Raw genomic sequence first — 17,050 nt, 5'->3', positions numbered from 1 at the left:
CGCGGTTGCGGTGCAGCAGGTTGCGGTGCAGCGGGGCGTCCGCCATATCGGGGCATGACTGAATCCCTGGCTGCGCCCGTTTCCACCGATCTTCTCAACGACATCGTCAAGGCCGCTCTCAAGGCCGGCGCCGACGCCGCAGAGGCGGTCAGCGCCGATCGCCGATCCCTGTCGGTCGGGGTGCGCAACGGCAAGCTGGAAGATGTCGAACGTGAGGAATCGCGTGATCTGGGCCTACGCGTGTTCGTGGGCCAACGGCAGGCGTCCGTTTCGGCCTCGGACCTTTCGCCCGCGACCCAGGCGCGGCTGGTCGAGCGGGCCGTGGCCATGGCGCGGCTGGCGCCCGAAGACCCCCACGCCGGTTTCGCGCCCGAGGATCGGCTGGCGCGCGGGCCGTTCATCGATCTGGACCTGTTCGATCCTAGCGAACGCACCGCAGAAACTCTGGAACAGGTCTCGGCCGAGGCCGAGGCGGCGGCCTTGGCGGTCCCGGGCGTGGCGCGGTCGGAAGGCGGACACGCGGGCTGGTCGTCCAGCCGCTGGCGGTTGGTGACCTCTCACGGGTTCGACGGCGCCTATGAAGGGTCGGCCTTCTCGCTGGGCGTCGGCGTCATCGCCGAAAAGGACGGCGCGATGGAGCGCGGCGGCGAGAGCCGTTCGACCCGACACCTGTCCGACCTGCCGGGCGCCGACCTGATCGGCCGCACCGCCGGCGAGCGCGCGGTCGCCCGCGTCGGCCCGCGCAAGATCGCCTCCACCACTGCCCCGGTGATTTTCGACAACCGGATGGCGGGCCAGATCGTGTCGCCGGCCATCGGCGCCATTTCCGGCCCGTCGATCGCGCGCGGCACCTCCTTCCTGAAGGACCGCATGGGTCAGCGCGTGTTCGCCGAGGGGGTCACCCTGATCGACGATCCGTTCCGCCCGCGCGGCATGGGATCGACACCGTTCGACGACGAAGGCGTGGCGGTCCAGAAGCGCGCCCTGTTCGACGACGGCGTCCTGACCACCTGGTTGCTGAACAGCGCATCGGCCCGACAACTGGGCCTGAAAACCACCGGCCATGCATCGCGGGGTCTGGCCGGGCCATCCGGCGTTTCGACCCACAATCTGCATATGGAGCCGGGCGAACGGGATCTGGCAGGCCTGATGGCCGACGCCGGGACCGGCCTGTTGGTGACGTCGATGTTCGGCCCGTCGCTGAACGGCAACACCGGCGACTGGTCCGCCGGGGTGTCGGGCTTCTGGTTCGAGAACGGCGTGATCGCCTATCCGGTCAGCGAGGTCACGGTCGCGGGCAAGCTGACCGACCTGTATCTGCGCATCCAGCGCGGCTCGGACCTGGAGTTCCGGGGCGGGTTCAACGTGCCCAGCCTGATGTTCGATGCGGTGGCCATCGCGGGCAAATGATCGACCTGCACGCCGACCTCGACCTGATCCGCCAGGCGGCCATCGACGCCGGGGCGCTGGCCATCGCCGAGCGTGAGGCGGGGCTGAAGATCGAGTCCAAGGTCGGCGGTTCGCCCGTCACTAGCGGCGACCTGAAGGTCGACGCCATGCTGAGGGACCGGCTGCTGTCGGCGCGGCCCGACTATGGATGGCTGTCGGAAGAGACGGCGGATACGGCCGAGCGTCTGTCGAAACGACGCATTTTCGTGGTCGATCCCATCGACGGCACCGTCGCCTATCTGAAACGGACGCCGTGGTGGTGCGTGCCCATCGCCGTCGTCGAGGACGGCGAGGTCGTCGCCGCGGTCATCCATGCGCCCGAGGTGGACGAGACCTATGTGGCGACGCGCGGCGGCGGGGCGCGACGTAACGGCAAACCCATCCACGCCTCGGATGTCGGTACGCTGGAGGACGCCTCGATCCTGGGCGATGCGCGACTGATCGAAACGCCCTATTTCGCCGACGAACCCTGGCCGTCGATGCGGTTCGAAAAGCGCAACGCCCTGGCCTATCGGATGGCGCTGGTCGCCGCCGGCGCCTTTGACGCCGCCCTGGCCCTGACGCCGAAATGGGACTGGGACGTCGCTGCGGGCTGGCTGATCGCGACCGAAGCCGGCGCCAGGGTCAGCGATCACCACGGGCGGCCGTGGGCCTTCAACCGGCCGGATCCGCGTCAGGCCAGCCTGGTCTGCGCGGCGCCGATCATCCAGCCGATGATCGTGCGGCGTTGTAAAAACGTGCCGCTTTCGACCTAAGGCGGGGGCGGAAAAACCCCCGCCCACATTGATCCGAGGGCGTTCTCGGCCTATGCCGCGCGCAAACCTCCTCCCCCAAGGGCTTCTGGCCCAGCCTTCAGGATTTCCGATGACCGATCAGAACGCCGTCCCGCCGCAACTCCTGCACATCGTGATCGGCGGCGAGCTTCGTCACCTGGGCGAGCCGACTTTCCGCGACCTGTCGCAGGTCGAGTTCGTCGGCGCCTTCGGCAGCTATGACGAAGCCAAGAAGGCCTGGAAGGCGCGCGCCCAGGCGACAGTGGACAACGCCCACATGCGCTATTTCATCCTGCACGCCCACAAGCTGATCGATCCGCGCGGCGACGCGGCCTGAGCCGAGGACCGAGTGCGACATCGAGGAGCCGAACCGGCTCCTCGATCCGACGTTTCGATCTGTAGGCGAGGACGACGATGAACCTGGAACCGCAACAGATTTTTCAACTGGTCAGCCTGCTGGCCGTGCTGGCGCTATTCAGCTTTTCGCTGCGCGGCCACATCAACTACGCCCGCTGGTTCAAGCGGTGGGAGGCCGACCGCAAGGCCCGTCGCGACGCCGAACTGGCCGCCGAGGCCCGCGCAAACGGCGAGGCCGGCGACGAGCCGAAAACCGGCCCCTGGGGCTGAAGCCCCTACTCCCGCCGCAGCAGCTTGTCGGTCAGCAGCGTGCCCCACCAGCCGGCCTTGAACTCGGCGCGGATGGCCTTGGGGTCGTAGTCGGGGCTGTCGACCCAGTCGATGAAGCTGATGCCCTTCGGCTGGATCTCGTTGACGTATTTCTCCAGCGTATAGTCCAGCACGCCGGTCAGCCCTTCGCGGGAATGCAGATATTTCTTGGAGAGCTGCTTCATGGCGACCGAGATCGGCTCGCCCAGGTGGAAGTGGCGATAGAAGACCGCCATCATGCCCGCCCGATCGGCGCCGGACTTGCAGTGGATCAGCACCGGATACTGGATCGTCCTGAAGAGCTCGCGCGCGCGGTGGATGCGCACCGTCTCGGGCGGATCGCGCGAGTCCAGCGGCGCGTCGATCAGGGTCAGGCCCAGCCGCTCGCAAGCGTCCTTTTCCAGCCAGTAATAGCCTTCGTCGCGTTCACCGCGCAGGTTGATGACCGTCTTGACGCCCTTCTTTTTCCAATAGGCCAGCTGGCGCGGCGACGGCTGATTGGTGCGCACCAGATCCGGCCCCAGCCAGTGGGCGTTGGAAAAGGCCACGCGCAGAAACGCATGGTCGGCCCAGAAATAATGCCAATGCGCCCGAAAATGGCCCATCGCGGTCGAGAGGTCGAAGCGCGCCATGCCCGCCAGATAGCGATCCGACGCCGCCGCGTCATCCGATCTCGATCCTGATGCGTTGGAATGTTCGTCGAGACCGGAGAACAGCCCGATGAGAACCCTCGCCGCAGCCGCCGCCGTCGCCGCCAGCCTGTGGGCCGGCGCGGCCGCGGCCCAGACACCACCGCCCGAAGACCCCGCCCTGATCGCCTATCTGCGCGACCGGGCCAAGGAGGCGCTGGACACCACCCGCTACACGGCCGCGATCACGCCGGACGGGGCGATGACGCTGGTCTATCTGACCGGACCCAACTGGTGCGGCTCGGGCGGATGCCGACTGCTGGTGCTGGACCGCACCGGCGCGACCTACCGCTCGGTCGGTGAGATCAGCGTCGCGCGCGCGCCGATCCGGTTGCTGGAGCGACAGACCCATGGCCGACGGGATCTGGGTGTCTATGTCGCGGGCGGCGGAATCACCGAGGGCTATGAGGTCGCCGTGCCGTTTGACGGGCACCGTTACGCGTCCAATCCGACGGTTCCGCCCGCCGTCAGGATCCAGGAAGCGCCCGGCGAAACCCTGATCCGCGCCGACGAGCCGGGCCGTGCGCTGGAACCGTCGCCGGACAAGCCTTGACTTGAACGGCGGCTCGGACGACCGAGAGCCGATGACCGTCGCCGCCTCCGAAACCATGCCGCTGCGCGCCCTGTTGGCGCGGATTTGGCGCGACTATCTGTCCAAGCACAAGGGATCGCTGATCCTGTCGGTCTTGTGCGCGGCGACGACCGGCCTGCTGACGGCGGCGCTGCTGAAGCTGCTGGAGCCGGCCGTCAACGGTCTGTTCCTGGGCGGGACCAAGCCGATCAGTCTGTTCGGCCTTGTGACCTTTCCGGCGGACAAGGCTGTTGTCTGGATCCCGGTCGCCATCCTGACCGTCGCCATTGCGCGAACGCTCGCCGCGCTGGGCCAGGCGGCCTTGGTCAACCGATTGGGTCACACCATCGTCGGCGACATCCAGATTCGTTTGTTCGGGGCCATGATCCGCGCCGATCTGGCGCGCTTACGCAGTCAGCACTCTGGCGGCTTCGTCTCCTCGGTGCTGTTCGACGCCAATATGGTGCGCGAGGCCTTCACCTCGGGCGTGGTCAACTACACCCAGAACCTGCTGACCCTGATCGCGGTCCTGATCTACATGGGGTTCATCGACTGGCAGCTGACGATCGTCGTGCTGCTGGGCGTGCCGCTGGTGGCGCTGGTGCTTCGCCGGTTCGGGCGCAAGACGCGCAAGGCCGCCGTCGGCGCCATGGCCGAGACCGAGAACCTGTCCACTGCCCTGATGGAGAACCTGGACGGGGTTCGCCTGATCAAGATCGAAAACCGCGAGGCCGCCGAACAGGACCGCGTGGCCGAGGTGGTCGCCCGTCGCCAGCGCCACGTGATCAAGGGCGCCAACGCCCGCGCCTTCGCCGGTCCGTCCAGCGATCTGGTCGCCTATATCGTGGTCGCCGCCGTCATGGCCTACGCCGGGTGGCGGGCGCAGACGGGCGACATGACGGTGGGCGGGTTCGCCGCCTTCATCGGCATGCTGCTGGCCGCAGGGCAAGCCCTGCGCCAGGTGACCAACCTGGCCACAGTGATGAGCGAGGGCTTCACCGCCGCCCGCCGCCTGTTCGGCGCCCTGGACATCCAGCCCGAAATCCGAGAGGCGGCCGACGCCGCGCCCTTGGCCGCCGGGCCGGTGGAGGTCGTGCTGGACAAGGTGTCCTTCGCCTACGCCGGGACTGATGCGCCGACTCTGGACGGGGTGTCCCTGCGGGTCGCGCCGGGCGAGACGGTGGCGTTGGTCGGGCCGTCGGGCGGCGGCAAGAGCACGATCCTGAGCCTGCTGCCGCGCTTCTATGATGTGACCGGCGGGGCGGTGACGATCAACGGCGCCGACGTGCGGGCGCTTCGCATCCATGACCTGCGCGACCACATCGCCCTGGTGACGCAGGAACCCTTCCTGTTCGACGACACCATCGCCGCCAACATCGCCTATGGCCGGCCCGGCGCGACGCAGGCGCAGATCGAGGACGCCGCGCGATCCGCCGCCGCCCATGGCTTCATCACGGCCCTGCCGCAAGGTTACGACACCCGCGCGGGCGAGGCCGGCCTGCGGCTTTCCGGCGGTCAGCGCCAGCGGATCGCCATCGCCCGCGCCTTCGTCAAGGATGCGCCGATCCTGCTGCTGGACGAGGCCACCAGCGCTCTGGACACCGAGAGCGAGGCCCTAGTCCAGGCGGCGCTGGAGCGGCTGATGCAGGGCCGCGCCACCCTGATGATCGCCCACCGCCTGTCCACCGTTAGGAACGCCGACCGCATCTATGTGATCGAGGCCGGCCGGGTGGTCGAGGAAGGCTCGCACGACGTCCTGGTCGCCAGAGGCGGCCTCTATTCGCGCCTGGCCCGCCAGCAGTCGCTGGACGGCGCGGCGCCCACGGTCGAGACTGTCGCGTGAGGCCGCTGCGCATTCCGGCCGTCCAGGCCAGCCTGTCCTTCATCCTGGCGCACTGGATGCAGTTCTGCTTCGCCACCATGCGCTGGACCCACGAAAACCAGGCGGTGGCCGAGGGTGTTTGGGCCCGGGGCGGCGGGGTTTTGTGCGCCTTCTGGCATTCGCGCATCGGCCTGTCGCCGGCGTGCTGGCCGCTGAACCGCGCCCAACCGGCCAAGGCGTTGATTTCCCTGTCGGCGGACGGTCAGTTCATCGCAAAGGCCGTGGCTCGCCAAGGCTTTCCCGCCATTCGCGGTTCGTCGTCGAACAAGGACAAGGCGGACCGGGACAAGGGCGGATCGCAGGCGCTGCGGGCGGGCCTGCGTCAGTTGAAGATCGGCGCCCTGGCTATCACGCCGGACGGTCCGCGCGGCCCGGCGCGCCAGATGGCCGAGGGTCTGCCGATGATGGCCAAGATCTCAAAGGCACCGACCCTGTTCATCGGCATGTCGTGCAATCCGGCCATCCGGCTGAACAGCTGGGACCGCGCGATTCTGCCCCTGCCCTTCGCCAAAGGCGCCATCGTCTGGGACATCGCCGATTATCCGACCGGCGACGACCTGGATCACGTCCGCCAGGACTGGGCCGCGCGGCTGAACGCCGTGGAGGCGCGAGCCGATGCGATCACGGGCCTGAAACCATGAGGATGCAGCCGTGACGCCGCTGCCGCTGATCGCCTATCGGCTGGCGACGCGCGCGCTGGAGCCCCTGGCCCCGCGCCTGCTGGATGCGCGCGCCAGGCGGGGCAAGGAAGACCCGGTGAGGGTGGACGAGCGGATGGGCTTCACCCGCACCACGCGCCCCGAAGGTGATCTGGTCTGGCTGCACGGCGTCAGTGTCGGCGAGAGCCTGTCGCTGCTGCCCATGGTCGAGCGGCTGACGAAGGCGAGGCCGGACCTGACCGTTCTGGTCACCTCCAGCACCGTGACCTCGGCGCAGATTCTGGCCGAACGCCTGCCATCGGGCGTGATCCACCAATATGCGCCGGTCGATGCCCCCGGCGTGGTCGAGCGGTTCCTGGACCATTGGCGGCCAGCCCTTGCGGTCTTCGTCGAAAGCGAACTGTGGCCGAACCTGCTGCTTGAGGCGAAACAGCGAGGCGTGAAACTGGCCCTGGTCAGCGCACGGATCACCGAGAAGACGGTAGAGGGCTGGGCGCGGTTTCCGGCCTCGGCGCGGGCGCTGACCGGCGCCTTCGACCTGATTCTGCCGCAGGATGCGGTCTCGGCCCAGCGGCTGGAGGGCATGGGCGCGCGGATCGACGGTCTGGTGAACCTGAAACTGTCCGGCGAGGCCCTGCCGCACGACCCCGCCGCCTTCAACCGTTTGAGCGCCGCCATCGGCGACCGGCCGGTGATCGTCGCCGCCAGCACCCATGAAGGCGAAGAGATCGCCATCGTGCGCGCGCTGGACCATCTGAGCGAGCGTGTCTGCCTGATCCTCACGCCACGCCATCCCGAGCGGGGGGCGCACATCGCCCAGGCCCTGCAACGCGACGGCTACGCCTTCGCCATGCGTTCGCGCGGCGAGACGATCGGGCCGGACACCGACATCTATCTGGCCGACACCCTGAACGAGATGGGCCTGTTCCTGCGCCTCGCCGATGTGGTGGTCATGGGCGGCTCATTCGCGCCCGCCATCGGCCTGCCGCCGGTCGGCGGGCATAATCCGCTGGAGCCGGCGCGGCTGGGCAAGCCGACGATTACAGGGCCGGATGCGTCGAACTGGGCGCCGGTGACGGCGGCCCTGGTCGAGGCGGGCGGCCTGGCCCTGGTTCAGGCGCCGTCCGACCTGCCCGGCGTGATCGAGCCCCTGCTGGAAGACCTGAACGCGGCCAAGGCCATGGGCGAGCGCGGGCGTCGCGCGGCTGTCGAAGCTGGAGGCGGGCTGGAGCGACTGTGGGCGCTGCTGTCGCCGCTGATGCCGCGGGGGCAGGGCCGGCGATGAAGCTGAACACGCCGCGCTGGTGGTATGTGCGCGACAGCAACCACGCCCGAATGACGCGCACGGCGCTGAAACCGCTGGGCTGGGTCTGGGCCGCCGTGACGGCGCGTCGGATCGCAAAGACGGTCCCCGCCGACCCCGGCTGCGCGATCATTTCGGTCGGCAATCTGACGGTCGGCGGATCGGGCAAGACGCCGGTCGCGCGCGAAACCCTGCGGCTGCTGAGGGCGGCGGGGGTGGAGGCGCGAGGCCTGTCGCGCGGCTATGGGGGGCGGCTGGAAGGGCCGGTCCGGGTCGATCCTCAAATCCATACGGCCGACGATGTCGGGGACGAGCCGCTGATGCTGGCGCAGGGGTCGTCGGTCTGGATCGCGCGCGATCGTGTGGCGGGCGCCAAGGCCGCCGTCGCGGAGGGGGCGCAGGCTCTGGTGCTGGACGACGGCCATCAGAGCCCGGCCCTGACAAAGACCGTCAGCCTGATCGTCGTGGACGGCGAAACGCGCGGTGACGAATGGCCGTTCGGGGACGGTTCGGTCTTTCCGTCGGGTCCGATGCGCGAGCCGCTGAAGGCCGGGCTGGCGCGCGCCGACGCCGTGGTGGTCATGCTGCCGACCGATGTCGAAGACGCCGATCCCGAACTGCTGGCGGTGTTCGGCGCCCTGCCTTTCTTCGTCGCGCGCCTGACGCCCGAAGGGCCGCCGCCGTCCGGGCCTCAGGTCGGGTTCGCCGGCATCGCCAAGCCGTGGAAGGTCGAGCGGTCGCTGAAGGCGGCGGGCTGCGACCTGGTCGACTTCGTCCCCTTCCCCGACCACGCGGCCTATAGCGACGCCGACATGACGTTCCTGACCGACCGGGCGGCGGTGTTCGACGCTGGCTTGGTTACGACGGAAAAGGACTGGGTCCGGCTGACGCCCGACCAGCGCGCGCGTGTCACAGCATGGCCAGTCGTCGCCCGGTTCGAGGACGAGGCGGCTTTCGTCGCCTTCCTGAACGACCGGATTCAGTCGGCGCGATAGACGACGCCGGACTTCATCACGAACTTCATCCGCTCCAGCTCGGTCACATCCGTCAGCGGATCGCCCGACACAGCGACGATGTCGGCGGGCATGCCCTCGGCGATCTTCCCGGCCTCATTGGCGATGCGCAGGTGTTCGGCGGCGCCGACGGTGGCGGCCTGTATGGCCTCGAGCGGGCTCAGGCCGGCGCGGACCAGAAGCGCGAACTCCTGAGCGTTGTCCCCGTGGGCCGAGACGCCCGAGTCGGTGCCGAAGGCGATCTTGACCCCGCCTTCATGCGCGCGGCGCGCCATGTCCAGCATCTTGGGCCCGGCTTCCAGCGCCTTGGCCGTCTGGGCGGGGGTGAAGAAGTTGTCGGGTCCCGAGGCGATGCGCGCCACGAAATCCCCGGCCAGCAGGGTCGGGATCAGCCAGGCGCCGTTCGACTTGAACAGGCGGATCGATTGATCGTCCAGATAGGTGCCGTGTTCGATGGAATCGCCGCCGGCCCGCAGGAAGGCGTTGATGCCGTCCACCCCGTGGGCGTGCGCTGTCACCTGGCGGCCCATGCGGTGGGCGCTGCCAACGATGGCTGACAGTTCATCGTCGCTGAACTGCTGGTTCAGGCCGGCGGCGGTGTTGGACAGCACGCCGCCCGTCGCGGTGATCTTGATGATGTCGGCGCCGGCGCGAACCTGGGTGCGCACGGCCCGCATGCAGTCCTCAGGTCCCGAGCAGATGCTCTCGGACGACAGCAGGTGCATGACGTCCTCGCGATAGCCGTTGATGTCGGCATGCCCGCCGTGGATCGACACCGACGACCCCGCCGCAATGATGCGCGGTCCCGGCACGTCGCCATTCCTGACGGCGTTTCGCAGGGCGAAGATGGCCTGGTTCGAGGCGCCCAGATCCGCCACCGTCGTAAAGCCGGCCATCAGGGTGCGACGCGCGTAGCGGGCGCCGACCATCGCCTGATCCGCATCTGAAAGCGTCACCTCTTCAAGGCGTGCGTTCGGGTTTTGCTGGCTCGTCAAATGGACGTGGCTGTCGATCAGGCCGGGCAGGACAAAAGCCTGGCGCAGGTCCACGACCTTGCCTTGCGACGCGTCGCCGACGAAGCCGTCGCGCACGTCAACGACCTGGTTCCCTCTGATCACGAGAGTTTTATCGCGTTGCACAACGCCGTTCGACGGATCCGCAAGCAACCTTCCGGCTTCAACGAACGTTGTGTCGGGTTGGGTCGAAACGCCTGTGGCTACGGGGGTTTGCTGCGCGTGAGCGCTTACCGCCGACGCCATCAGCGCCGCCAGCGCGATTCCAAAACGTTTCATCGATAACTCCCCGCGACGCGTCGGCCGCAAAAATGCCCCACAAGGCTCAGGTTGCCTCGCCCGTAACCAACTGAAACAAACACGCCTCAAGACCAACCGCAACGAGGGCGTCGCATGCGGCTATCGAGACGAGGACTTATTCTGGGTGGATCGGCCATGCTGGCGGGATGCGCCAGCGCGAGCGCTACGGCGCCGCTGACGACGGCTCAGAACGGAACTCCGATCGCCATGCCGCAGGTCGGTCTGCCCACGGTCCAGACCTCCGCCCTGACGCCGCCGCCGCTGGATCCGCGCGGTCACGTTCGCAAGGACCTGATGGAGCGCGCCATGACCGCGCTGGATACCCACCATCACCGCCTGCCTCTGCGTGACCGGATGTATCTGGTCGACTTCCAGAAGTTTTCGGGCGAGGAGCGGCTGTACGAAGTCGACCTGATCGCGGGTGAAGTTAAGGTGCTGCGCACCTGCCACGGCCGGGGATCGGACCCCAGCCACACCGGCTATGCCCAGCGCTTTTCCAACACGCCGGATTCCAACATGTCCTCGATCGGCGCCTATGCGACGGCGGGCGCCAACTGGGGCGCGCAACAGGGGCCGAACGTCCTGCTGGACGGGCTGGAATATTCCAACGACAAGGCGCGCGAGCGGGCCATCATCGTCCACGGCGCCGACTATGCCGATCCCGACTTCCTGGCGCGCGAAGGCAAGCTGGGTCGCAGCTACGGCTGTTTCTCGGTCGCGCACACCGACCTGCCGGCCCTGCGCGAACGCATGGGCGAGGGCCGGCTGCTGTTCGCGGCGGCTTAAGGCCTAGCGCTCGGGCCGTCGGGCGGAGTGGCGGATGGTGATGATGCGGATTTCGTCAGCCAGGATAGCGTATCGGATCACATAGGGGCGGATCGAAACAGCCTCGCGAAGCCCATGCCTGATCGGCCTGCCACGGTCGGGAAAGGCATTCAGGCTTTCAGCCAGATCAATTAGACGAACGGCCAGACGGATCGCAGCGGGAAGGCTGAAGCCCTGCACATAGGATTGAATGGCGATCAGGTCTTCCCGAGCTTGCTCGGTCCAGACTACTCGCCGCATTTCGGCGGCGGGAGCGGATTGTCCGCTCCCCACGACAGAAGCCAGCGCTTCATCGCCTCATGACTGATGATCCGTCCCGCCTCGATGTCGGCAAGGCCGCGCAGCGTCGCCGCCTCGTCGGCCTCGTCGTCGGGGATGTCGAAGATGCCGGGCTCTTCGTCTTCATCGTGGGATGCGGGATGCGCCATAGGCGAGACTCTATCACATCCCGCCGATACGGTCAGCCCCGGTCCAGCGCCCGCCAGCCGATGTCGGAGCGGTTGAAGCCGCCCGGCCAGTCGATCTTGCGGATGGCGGCATAGGCGCGTTCGCGGGCCTCGGCGATGTCGTCGCCCTCGGCGCAGACGTTCAGGACGCGGCCGCCCGAGGCGGCCAGCAAGCCGTCGTCGCGGCGCTTGGTCCCAGCATGGAAGACCTGGACATGGGGGCCGAAGTCCTGATCGGCGCCGCGGATGATCGAGCCTTCCAGCGGGCTATCGGGATAGCCCTTGGCCGCCATGACCACGCAGATTACCGTCTGAGGCTTGAAGGCGGGCGAAGCCAGGCCCGAGACGTCACCGCGCGCACAGCCCAGCAGATAGGGCACGATGTCGCCCGCCATCCGCATCATCAGCACCTGGCATTCCGGGTCGCCGAAGCGGGCGTTGAACTCGACCACCTTTGGGCCGTCCTCGGTCGCCATCAGGCCGGCGTAGAGAACGCCGCGATAGGGTGCGCCCTCTTCGGCCATCTTGCGGATCGTCGGCTGGACGATCAGCGCGTCGGCCTGCTGCACCAGCTCGGGCGTGAAGACGGGCGCGGGCGAATAGGCGCCCATGCCGCCGGTGTTGGGGCCAAGGTCGCCGTCGAAGGCGCGCTTGTGGTCCTGGGCGCCGCCGAACAGCAGGGCGCGTTGACCGTCGCACAGGGCGAACAGCGAGCCCTCCTCGCCGTCCATGAACTCCTCGATCACGACGCGGGCGCCGGCCGCACCGAACCGGCCGCCCAGCATGCGCTCGATTTCGGCCTCGGCGTCGGGGAGGTCGGGGCTGATGGCCACGCCCTTGCCGGCGGCCAGGCCATCGGCCTTGATCACATAGGGCGGCCGGAACACGTCCAGCGCCGCCTTGGCGTCCTTGACCGTGTCATAGACGCCGTAGCCGGCGGTCGGGATTTCGTGGCGGTCGAGGAAGCCCTTCGAAAAGGCCTTTGACGTTTCCAGCTGCGCCGCCTTTGCGGTCGGCCCGAAACAGGGGATGCCGGCCGAGGCCAGACGATCAGCCAGACCGGCGGCCAGCGCCACCTCGGGCCCCACAACGACCAGATCGGCCTTGATCTCTCTGGCCAGGGCGGCCAGGCCGTCGGCGTCGTCCGCCTTGACGGCGCACAGCTCGCACAGCTTCTCGATGCCGGGGTTGCCCGGCGCGGCGACCAGGCGCGTGACCAGCGGCGACTGGGCGATCTTCCAGGCCAGGGCGTGTTCGCGGCCGCCCGATCCGACGAGAAGAATGTTCATGAGACCGGGCAATGACCGGCCGGCGCCGGCCGGTCAAGCGCCCGTCAGACTTAACGCCGCATTCGGCGTTCCATCAGCGAACGGGCGGGGTCCACGACGGCAGGGCCTGAAGCTGGCCGGGCGTCAGATCGGTGACCAGATCCCTGTCGCCGTTGCGGTCGATCGGAGACACGTCCGCGACCGGAACCCGCACCTTCATGTCGCCCGGCCCGTTCAACTCGATCACCAGATGGGTCAGGGCGCCCGACGCATCCAGCACCAGGGTTTCGACATCGCCCAGATCGGCGTTGGCGCGCGAATACAGGTCTGCATCCTCCAGCTGATCGCGGGTCATGTTAAAGGCCAGGGCGGCGTTCGAGGCGGCGGCGTCCACCTGTTGATCCGGCAAGGCCACGGGCGCTGCGCCCGGCGCAGGGGCCTGGACCACATCGTCGTCGCGATCCGAGCAGGCGACGACGCCGCCGGTCAGGCACAGAATGGCGGCGAGCGGGACGATGCGGTTCATACGGCCTCCTTGGGCATTAGAGCAGGGCCGAAACGACATAGACGCCCAAACCCAGCAGAATGATGCAGCCGATGATCAGCCACGGGCTCATGGCGCCGCCGCCCCCGGCGCGGCGCGACAGATCGCGCTCATGCGGGTCGCGGTCAGAAGGATCGGTTCCGGGCGGGTCGGCGGCCATGAAAGTCGAACGGCAGGGCGCGCGCAGCGTTCCCGGGCGGATCGACGCAGGCTAGGATGTCTTCATGAGCGACGACTCCTACGTATTCGAAGGCCCGGCCGAGGTCCCTGCCCCGCGCGACAACAATCCGCCCCTGTCGATCTCGGAACTGTCGTTCGCGCTGAAGCGCACGCTGGAAGACCGGTTTGGACATGTGCGGCTACGCGGCGAGGTCTCCAAGGTGAACCGCCACGCCTCGGGCCACATCTATCTGACGCTGAAGGACGACAAGTCGGCCATCGACGGCGTGGTGTGGAAGGGGTCGGTGCGCGGCCTGGGCGTTCAGCCCGAAGCGGGGCTGGAGGTCATCGTCACCGGCAAGATCACCTCCTATCCGGCGCGGTCCTCCTATCAGATCGTGATTGAGAGCATGGAGGCGGCTGGCGCCGGCGCCCTGCTGGCCCAGTTGGAGCGGCTGAAGGTCCGCCTGCGTGAGGAAGGGCTGTTCGAGCCAGGGCGTAAGAAGCCCCTGCCCGCCTTTCCCGCGACCATCGGCGTGATCACCAGCCCGACCGGCGCGGTGATCCGTGACGTGCTGCACCGGATCGCGGAACGCTGGCCCTGTCGCGTCATCGTCTGGCCCGTGGTCGTTCAGGGCGATTCGGCCTGCGGTCAGGTGTCGAACGCCATTCGCGGCTTTGATGCGATGACCGCCGACGGGCCGATCCCCCGCCCGGACCTGCTGATCGTCGCGCGCGGCGGCGGGTCGGTCGAGGACCTGTGGTGTTTCAACGACGAAGGCCTGGCGCGGACCGTGGCGGCGGCGCGCATTCCGATCATCTCGGCCGTGGGGCACGAGACGGATACGACCCTGATCGATTTCGTCTCGGATCGCCGGGCGCCGACCCCGACGGGCGCTGCCGAAATGGCGACGCCGGTGCTGGCGGACCTGCGCTACGCCGTCGCCGACATGGATCGGCGCATGGTGCAGGCGGGCGGACGGCTGATCGAGGATCGACGCACGCGCCTGCGGGCGGTGGCGCGCGGCCTGCCGGCGCGGCCGGAGGACCTGCTGGCCCTGGCGCAGCAGCGGCTGGACCATGTGTCGAGCCGGCTGGGATCGGGTCTTCAACGCAATGTCGCCCTGCACGAGCGGCATCTGGCGGTGACGGGCGGCAAGCTGAGCCCAACCCTGCTGCGCACCCGGATCGAGCGGGGGCAGGATCGGCTGCGCGGCGCGAGCGACCGGCTGGGCGCCGCGCTTCAGGCCGGCGTGGCGCGCGGCGAGCGGCGGCTGTTGCAGGTGTCGGCCCGCCTGTCGCCCGAACCGCTGTATCGGCGGCTGGATCAGCGTCAGGCCCGGCTTGAAGCCGTCGGCGCGCGGTTGGACGGGGTCATGCCCCGCCGACTGGAGCGCGAAGCCGATCGCCTGGCGGCGCTGTCTCGCGCGCTGACGACCCTGGACCCCGGGCGTCCCAAGCCCGGATTCGCGCGTGTGGAAGATTCGGACGGCGCCTGGATCACCTCGGCCAAGGCGCTGGAGGCGGGTCAGGCGGTCCGGCTGGTGTTCAGCGACGGCGTTCAGCCGGCGACGATCGACGGCGGCGAACCCCGTCCGTCCCCGCCGCGTCCGGCGGCCAAGCCGAAGCCGACCGCCGCCGATCAGGGCAGCCTGTTCTGACGGCGGCGGATATGATCCGCGTTTTCCGCTTCGCCCCGGCGCCGCTTCCTGCTAACGGCGCCGCATGAAGATCACGCGCCTCGCCGTCACCGCCTATGTGTTCGCCCTCCTGATCATAGTCCTGGATCAGCTGACCAAGGCCTGGATCATCAGCGGCCTGTCGCTGCAGGAAGTCGGCCGCATCCCCGTCTTCCCGCCGATCCTGAACTTCAGCTGGGTCGAGAACACCGGCGTCAGCTTCGGCCTGTTCGGCGGGGGCGAAGCGCGCTGGGGCCTGGCGATCTTCTCCATCGTCGTCTCGGCCGGCCTGGCCTGGTGGGCGACCCAGTCGAACCGACGCCTGTTGATCACCGCAATCGGCTTCGTCATGGGCGGGGCGCTGGGCAATGTGATCGACCGGATCCGCTTCGGCTATGTGGTCGACTTCATCGACTTCTCGGGCACCGGCGTCTTTCCCTGGGTGTTCAACGTCGCCGACAGCGCCATCACCATCGGCGTCGTGCTGCTGATCATCGACAGTCTGGTGTCTGACAAACCCGCCAAGGTTGGCGCGGCCGTCGAAAAGTCGTAATCACCTCGTCTTCACTATGCCGACTGCGCCATCGCGGCGCTTCCTGCATCAGCCGACCAGAGCCTGAAACCATGCGTATCCGCAGTGTCGCCGTCCTGACCCTCGTCGCCTCCTCCGCGCTCGCCGTCTCGGCCTGCGGAAGCATCAAACAGGGCATCGGCCTGACCAAGGTGGTGCCGGACGAGTTCGTGACCGTCTCGACCGCCCCGCTCAGCATTCCGCCGGAATACGGCCTGCGTCCGCCCGCGCCCGGCCAGCCGCGCCCGCAGGAACTGGCCCCCGAAAGCGCCGCGCGTCAGATCCTTCTGGGTCAGCGTCAGGCCGTCACCCGCACGCCGGGCGAGCAGGTCCTGGTGGCCCAGGCCGGCGGCGACCAGGCCGACCCCCTGGCCCGCTACGTCGTCGATGACGAGTTCGGCGATCTGGCGCACAAGGACGAAAGCTTCGCCAACCGCCTGATGTTCTGGCGCAAGGACGACGCCTCGACCCAGGCCCCTACGGTCCGCCAGACCGCCGAAGGCCAGAAGACCATCGACGCCTCGACCGAGGCCGCCCGCCTTCAGGCTCTGACCGGCGGCCAGCAGGCCATCACGATCCAGCCGCGTCGCAGCAACGGCTTCAAGCTGCCGGGCCTGTAAAGACTGATACGACGGGCGCTTGCCACGGCAGCGTCCGTCCTTATTGTAAACGGACCTGATCAGGAGCCGTTTGCATGACCGAAACAGTCGATATCGCCGCCCTGTCCGGGATCGACCAACTGCGTCTGGGCATGACGGGCGGCTTCATCGCGCCCATCGCCCGCACCGTCGGTTTCGAACTGACCGAAGTGGAAGAAGGCCGGGTGGTGTTCGAGGCCATCCCCACCACCGCCGTCTACAATCCGCTTGGCACGGTCCATGGCGGCTGGATCGCGACGGTGCTCGACTCGGCCTGCGGCTGCGTCGTGCATTCGACGCTTCGGCCGGGCCAGACCTATACGACGCTGGAACTGAAGACCGTCTTTCACAAGGCGCTGACCGCCGGCACGCCGGTTCGGGCCGAGGGCCGGATCGTTCAGGCCGGTCGGCGCGCGGCCTTCTCGGAGGCCGATCTGCGCGGCCTGGACGGCAAGCTCTATGCGACCGCAACCTCGACATGCCTGGTCATGGAACGTTGAGGACAGCGCTGAGGGCAGCAAGCGTTTGCCGCGCCTCGCTTTAGCCGCTATCAGCGGCGAGCGTTGATGATCGGCCGCCGATCGTCGTGCGCCCTCTCTCGC

General features: G+C 68.3%; 21 protein-coding genes. 14 read left to right on the top strand and 7 right to left on the bottom strand.

Annotated features, from left to right (window positions below; genetic code table 11):
• Positions 1–54: 54 nt before the first annotated feature.
• From DT343_RS02125 to DT343_RS02110, 4 genes are all read left to right on the top strand, one after another.
• Entirely contained in the window at positions 55–1,410 is a 1,356-nt protein-coding gene (locus tag DT343_RS02125; RefSeq protein WP_112861569.1) for a TldD/PmbA family protein, read from the top strand.
• The gene (locus tag DT343_RS02120) at positions 1,407–2,204 is read left to right on the top strand and encodes a 3'(2'),5'-bisphosphate nucleotidase CysQ (RefSeq protein WP_112861568.1); all 798 of its coding nucleotides are present in this window, start codon (positions 1,407–1,409) and stop codon (positions 2,202–2,204) included. The genes DT343_RS02125 and DT343_RS02120 overlap by 4 nt, the downstream gene beginning before the upstream one ends.
• A 109-nt stretch (positions 2,205–2,313) precedes the next feature.
• On the top strand, positions 2,314–2,559 hold the full coding sequence (locus DT343_RS02115; RefSeq protein WP_017505336.1) for a DUF4170 domain-containing protein: 246 nt from the start codon (positions 2,314–2,316) through the stop codon (positions 2,557–2,559).
• A gap of 77 nt (positions 2,560–2,636) precedes the next feature.
• Entirely contained in the window at positions 2,637–2,849 is a 213-nt protein-coding gene (locus tag DT343_RS02110; RefSeq protein ID WP_112861567.1) for a hypothetical protein, read from the top strand.
• A 5-nt stretch (positions 2,850–2,854) separates the two neighbouring features.
• Here DT343_RS02110 and DT343_RS02105 read toward each other — a convergent pair whose 3' ends face one another.
• Positions 2,855–3,520 carry a fused DSP-PTPase phosphatase/NAD kinase-like protein gene (locus tag DT343_RS02105; RefSeq protein WP_112861566.1) on the bottom strand — a complete coding sequence of 222 codons (666 nt, stop codon included), beginning with the start codon at positions 3,518–3,520 and terminating at the stop codon, positions 2,855–2,857.
• 88 nt (positions 3,521–3,608) lie between these two features.
• Here DT343_RS02105 and DT343_RS02100 point away from each other — a divergent pair, with 88 nt between their 5' ends.
• The 5 genes from DT343_RS02100 to lpxK are packed head-to-tail and all read left to right on the top strand — an operon-like array spanning position 3,609 to position 8,987.
• Positions 3,609–4,130 carry a hypothetical protein gene (locus tag DT343_RS02100; RefSeq protein WP_112861565.1) on the top strand — a complete coding sequence of 174 codons (522 nt, stop codon included), beginning with the start codon at positions 3,609–3,611 and terminating at the stop codon, positions 4,128–4,130.
• A gap of 31 nt (positions 4,131–4,161) precedes the next feature.
• Complete coding sequence (locus tag DT343_RS02095) at positions 4,162–5,991, top strand: ABC transporter ATP-binding protein (RefSeq protein WP_112862544.1); 1,830 nt, start codon at positions 4,162–4,164, stop codon at positions 5,989–5,991.
• Positions 5,988–6,671 carry a lysophospholipid acyltransferase family protein gene (locus DT343_RS02090; RefSeq protein ID WP_055753298.1) on the top strand — a complete coding sequence of 228 codons (684 nt, stop codon included), beginning with the start codon at positions 5,988–5,990 and terminating at the stop codon, positions 6,669–6,671. The genes DT343_RS02095 and DT343_RS02090 overlap by 4 nt, the downstream gene beginning before the upstream one ends.
• A 10-nt stretch (positions 6,672–6,681) precedes the next feature.
• Positions 6,682–7,974 (top strand): 3-deoxy-D-manno-octulosonic acid transferase, encoded by a 1,293-nt coding sequence (locus tag DT343_RS02085; protein ID WP_112861564.1) that lies wholly within the window; start codon positions 6,682–6,684, stop codon positions 7,972–7,974.
• Positions 7,971–8,987 (top strand): tetraacyldisaccharide 4'-kinase, encoded by a 1,017-nt coding sequence (gene lpxK, locus DT343_RS02080; protein WP_112862543.1) that lies wholly within the window; start codon positions 7,971–7,973, stop codon positions 8,985–8,987. The genes DT343_RS02085 and lpxK overlap by 4 nt, the downstream gene beginning before the upstream one ends.
• Here lpxK and DT343_RS02075 read toward each other — a convergent pair.
• Positions 8,972–10,297, bottom strand: coding sequence for a metal-dependent hydrolase family protein (locus DT343_RS02075; protein ID WP_112861563.1), 1,326 nt, complete (start codon positions 10,295–10,297; stop codon positions 8,972–8,974). The two genes, lpxK and DT343_RS02075, sit on opposite strands and share 16 nt — an antisense overlap.
• 114 nt (positions 10,298–10,411) lie before the next feature.
• Between DT343_RS02075 and DT343_RS02070 the strand changes: the two genes are divergently transcribed.
• Positions 10,412–11,104, top strand: a complete 693-nt coding sequence (locus DT343_RS02070) for a murein L,D-transpeptidase catalytic domain family protein (RefSeq protein ID WP_039245408.1) — start codon at positions 10,412–10,414, stop codon at positions 11,102–11,104.
• A 3-nt stretch (positions 11,105–11,107) separates the two neighbouring features.
• Here the strand turns inward: DT343_RS02070 and DT343_RS02065 are convergent, their stop codons facing one another.
• From DT343_RS02065 to DT343_RS17415, 5 genes are all read right to left on the bottom strand, one after another.
• A complete protein-coding gene (locus DT343_RS02065; RefSeq protein WP_112861562.1) occupies positions 11,108–11,383 on the bottom strand; it encodes a type II toxin-antitoxin system RelE/ParE family toxin in 276 nt (91 codons plus the stop codon).
• Positions 11,371–11,571 (bottom strand): hypothetical protein, encoded by a 201-nt coding sequence (locus DT343_RS02060; protein WP_017505325.1) that lies wholly within the window; start codon positions 11,569–11,571, stop codon positions 11,371–11,373. Before DT343_RS02060 ends, DT343_RS02065 begins: the two co-directional genes overlap by 13 nt.
• Before the next feature lie 32 nt (positions 11,572–11,603).
• On the bottom strand, positions 11,604–12,878 hold the full coding sequence (purD, locus tag DT343_RS02055) for a phosphoribosylamine--glycine ligase (RefSeq protein WP_112861561.1): 1,275 nt from the start codon (positions 12,876–12,878) through the stop codon (positions 11,604–11,606).
• Between the two features lie 73 nt (positions 12,879–12,951).
• On the bottom strand, positions 12,952–13,383 hold the full coding sequence (locus DT343_RS02050) for a hypothetical protein (RefSeq protein ID WP_112861560.1): 432 nt from the start codon (positions 13,381–13,383) through the stop codon (positions 12,952–12,954).
• A 16-nt stretch (positions 13,384–13,399) separates the two neighbouring features.
• Positions 13,400–13,561: a hypothetical protein gene (locus DT343_RS17415; protein ID WP_165115848.1), complete on the bottom strand. Its 162-nt coding sequence runs from the start codon at positions 13,559–13,561 to the stop codon at positions 13,400–13,402.
• A gap of 64 nt (positions 13,562–13,625) precedes the next feature.
• On the opposite strand from DT343_RS17415, the gene xseA reads away from it, so the two are divergent.
• The 4 genes from xseA (at position 13,626) to DT343_RS02030 (ending at position 16,948) form a co-directional block, all read left to right on the top strand.
• On the top strand, positions 13,626–15,221 hold the full coding sequence (gene xseA, locus DT343_RS02045; RefSeq protein WP_112861559.1) for an exodeoxyribonuclease VII large subunit: 1,596 nt from the start codon (positions 13,626–13,628) through the stop codon (positions 15,219–15,221).
• A 64-nt stretch (positions 15,222–15,285) separates the two neighbouring features.
• The gene (gene lspA / locus DT343_RS02040; protein WP_055804071.1) at positions 15,286–15,792 is read left to right on the top strand and encodes a signal peptidase II; all 507 of its coding nucleotides are present in this window, start codon (positions 15,286–15,288) and stop codon (positions 15,790–15,792) included.
• Positions 15,793–15,863: 71 nt separating this feature from the next.
• Positions 15,864–16,430 carry a DUF3035 domain-containing protein gene (locus DT343_RS02035; protein WP_017505319.1) on the top strand — a complete coding sequence of 189 codons (567 nt, stop codon included), beginning with the start codon at positions 15,864–15,866 and terminating at the stop codon, positions 16,428–16,430.
• A gap of 74 nt (positions 16,431–16,504) precedes the next feature.
• On the top strand, positions 16,505–16,948 hold the full coding sequence (locus DT343_RS02030) for a PaaI family thioesterase (protein WP_055804066.1): 444 nt from the start codon (positions 16,505–16,507) through the stop codon (positions 16,946–16,948).
• Positions 16,949–17,050 lie beyond the last annotated feature (102 nt).

It is taken from the genome of Brevundimonas vesicularis, assembly GCF_900445985.1.
GTDB lineage: Bacteria > Pseudomonadota > Alphaproteobacteria > Caulobacterales > Caulobacteraceae > Brevundimonas > Brevundimonas vesicularis_D.
Note: the sequence above shows the minus strand (reverse complement) of the source record. Positions and strands in the feature narration are given on the sequence as shown.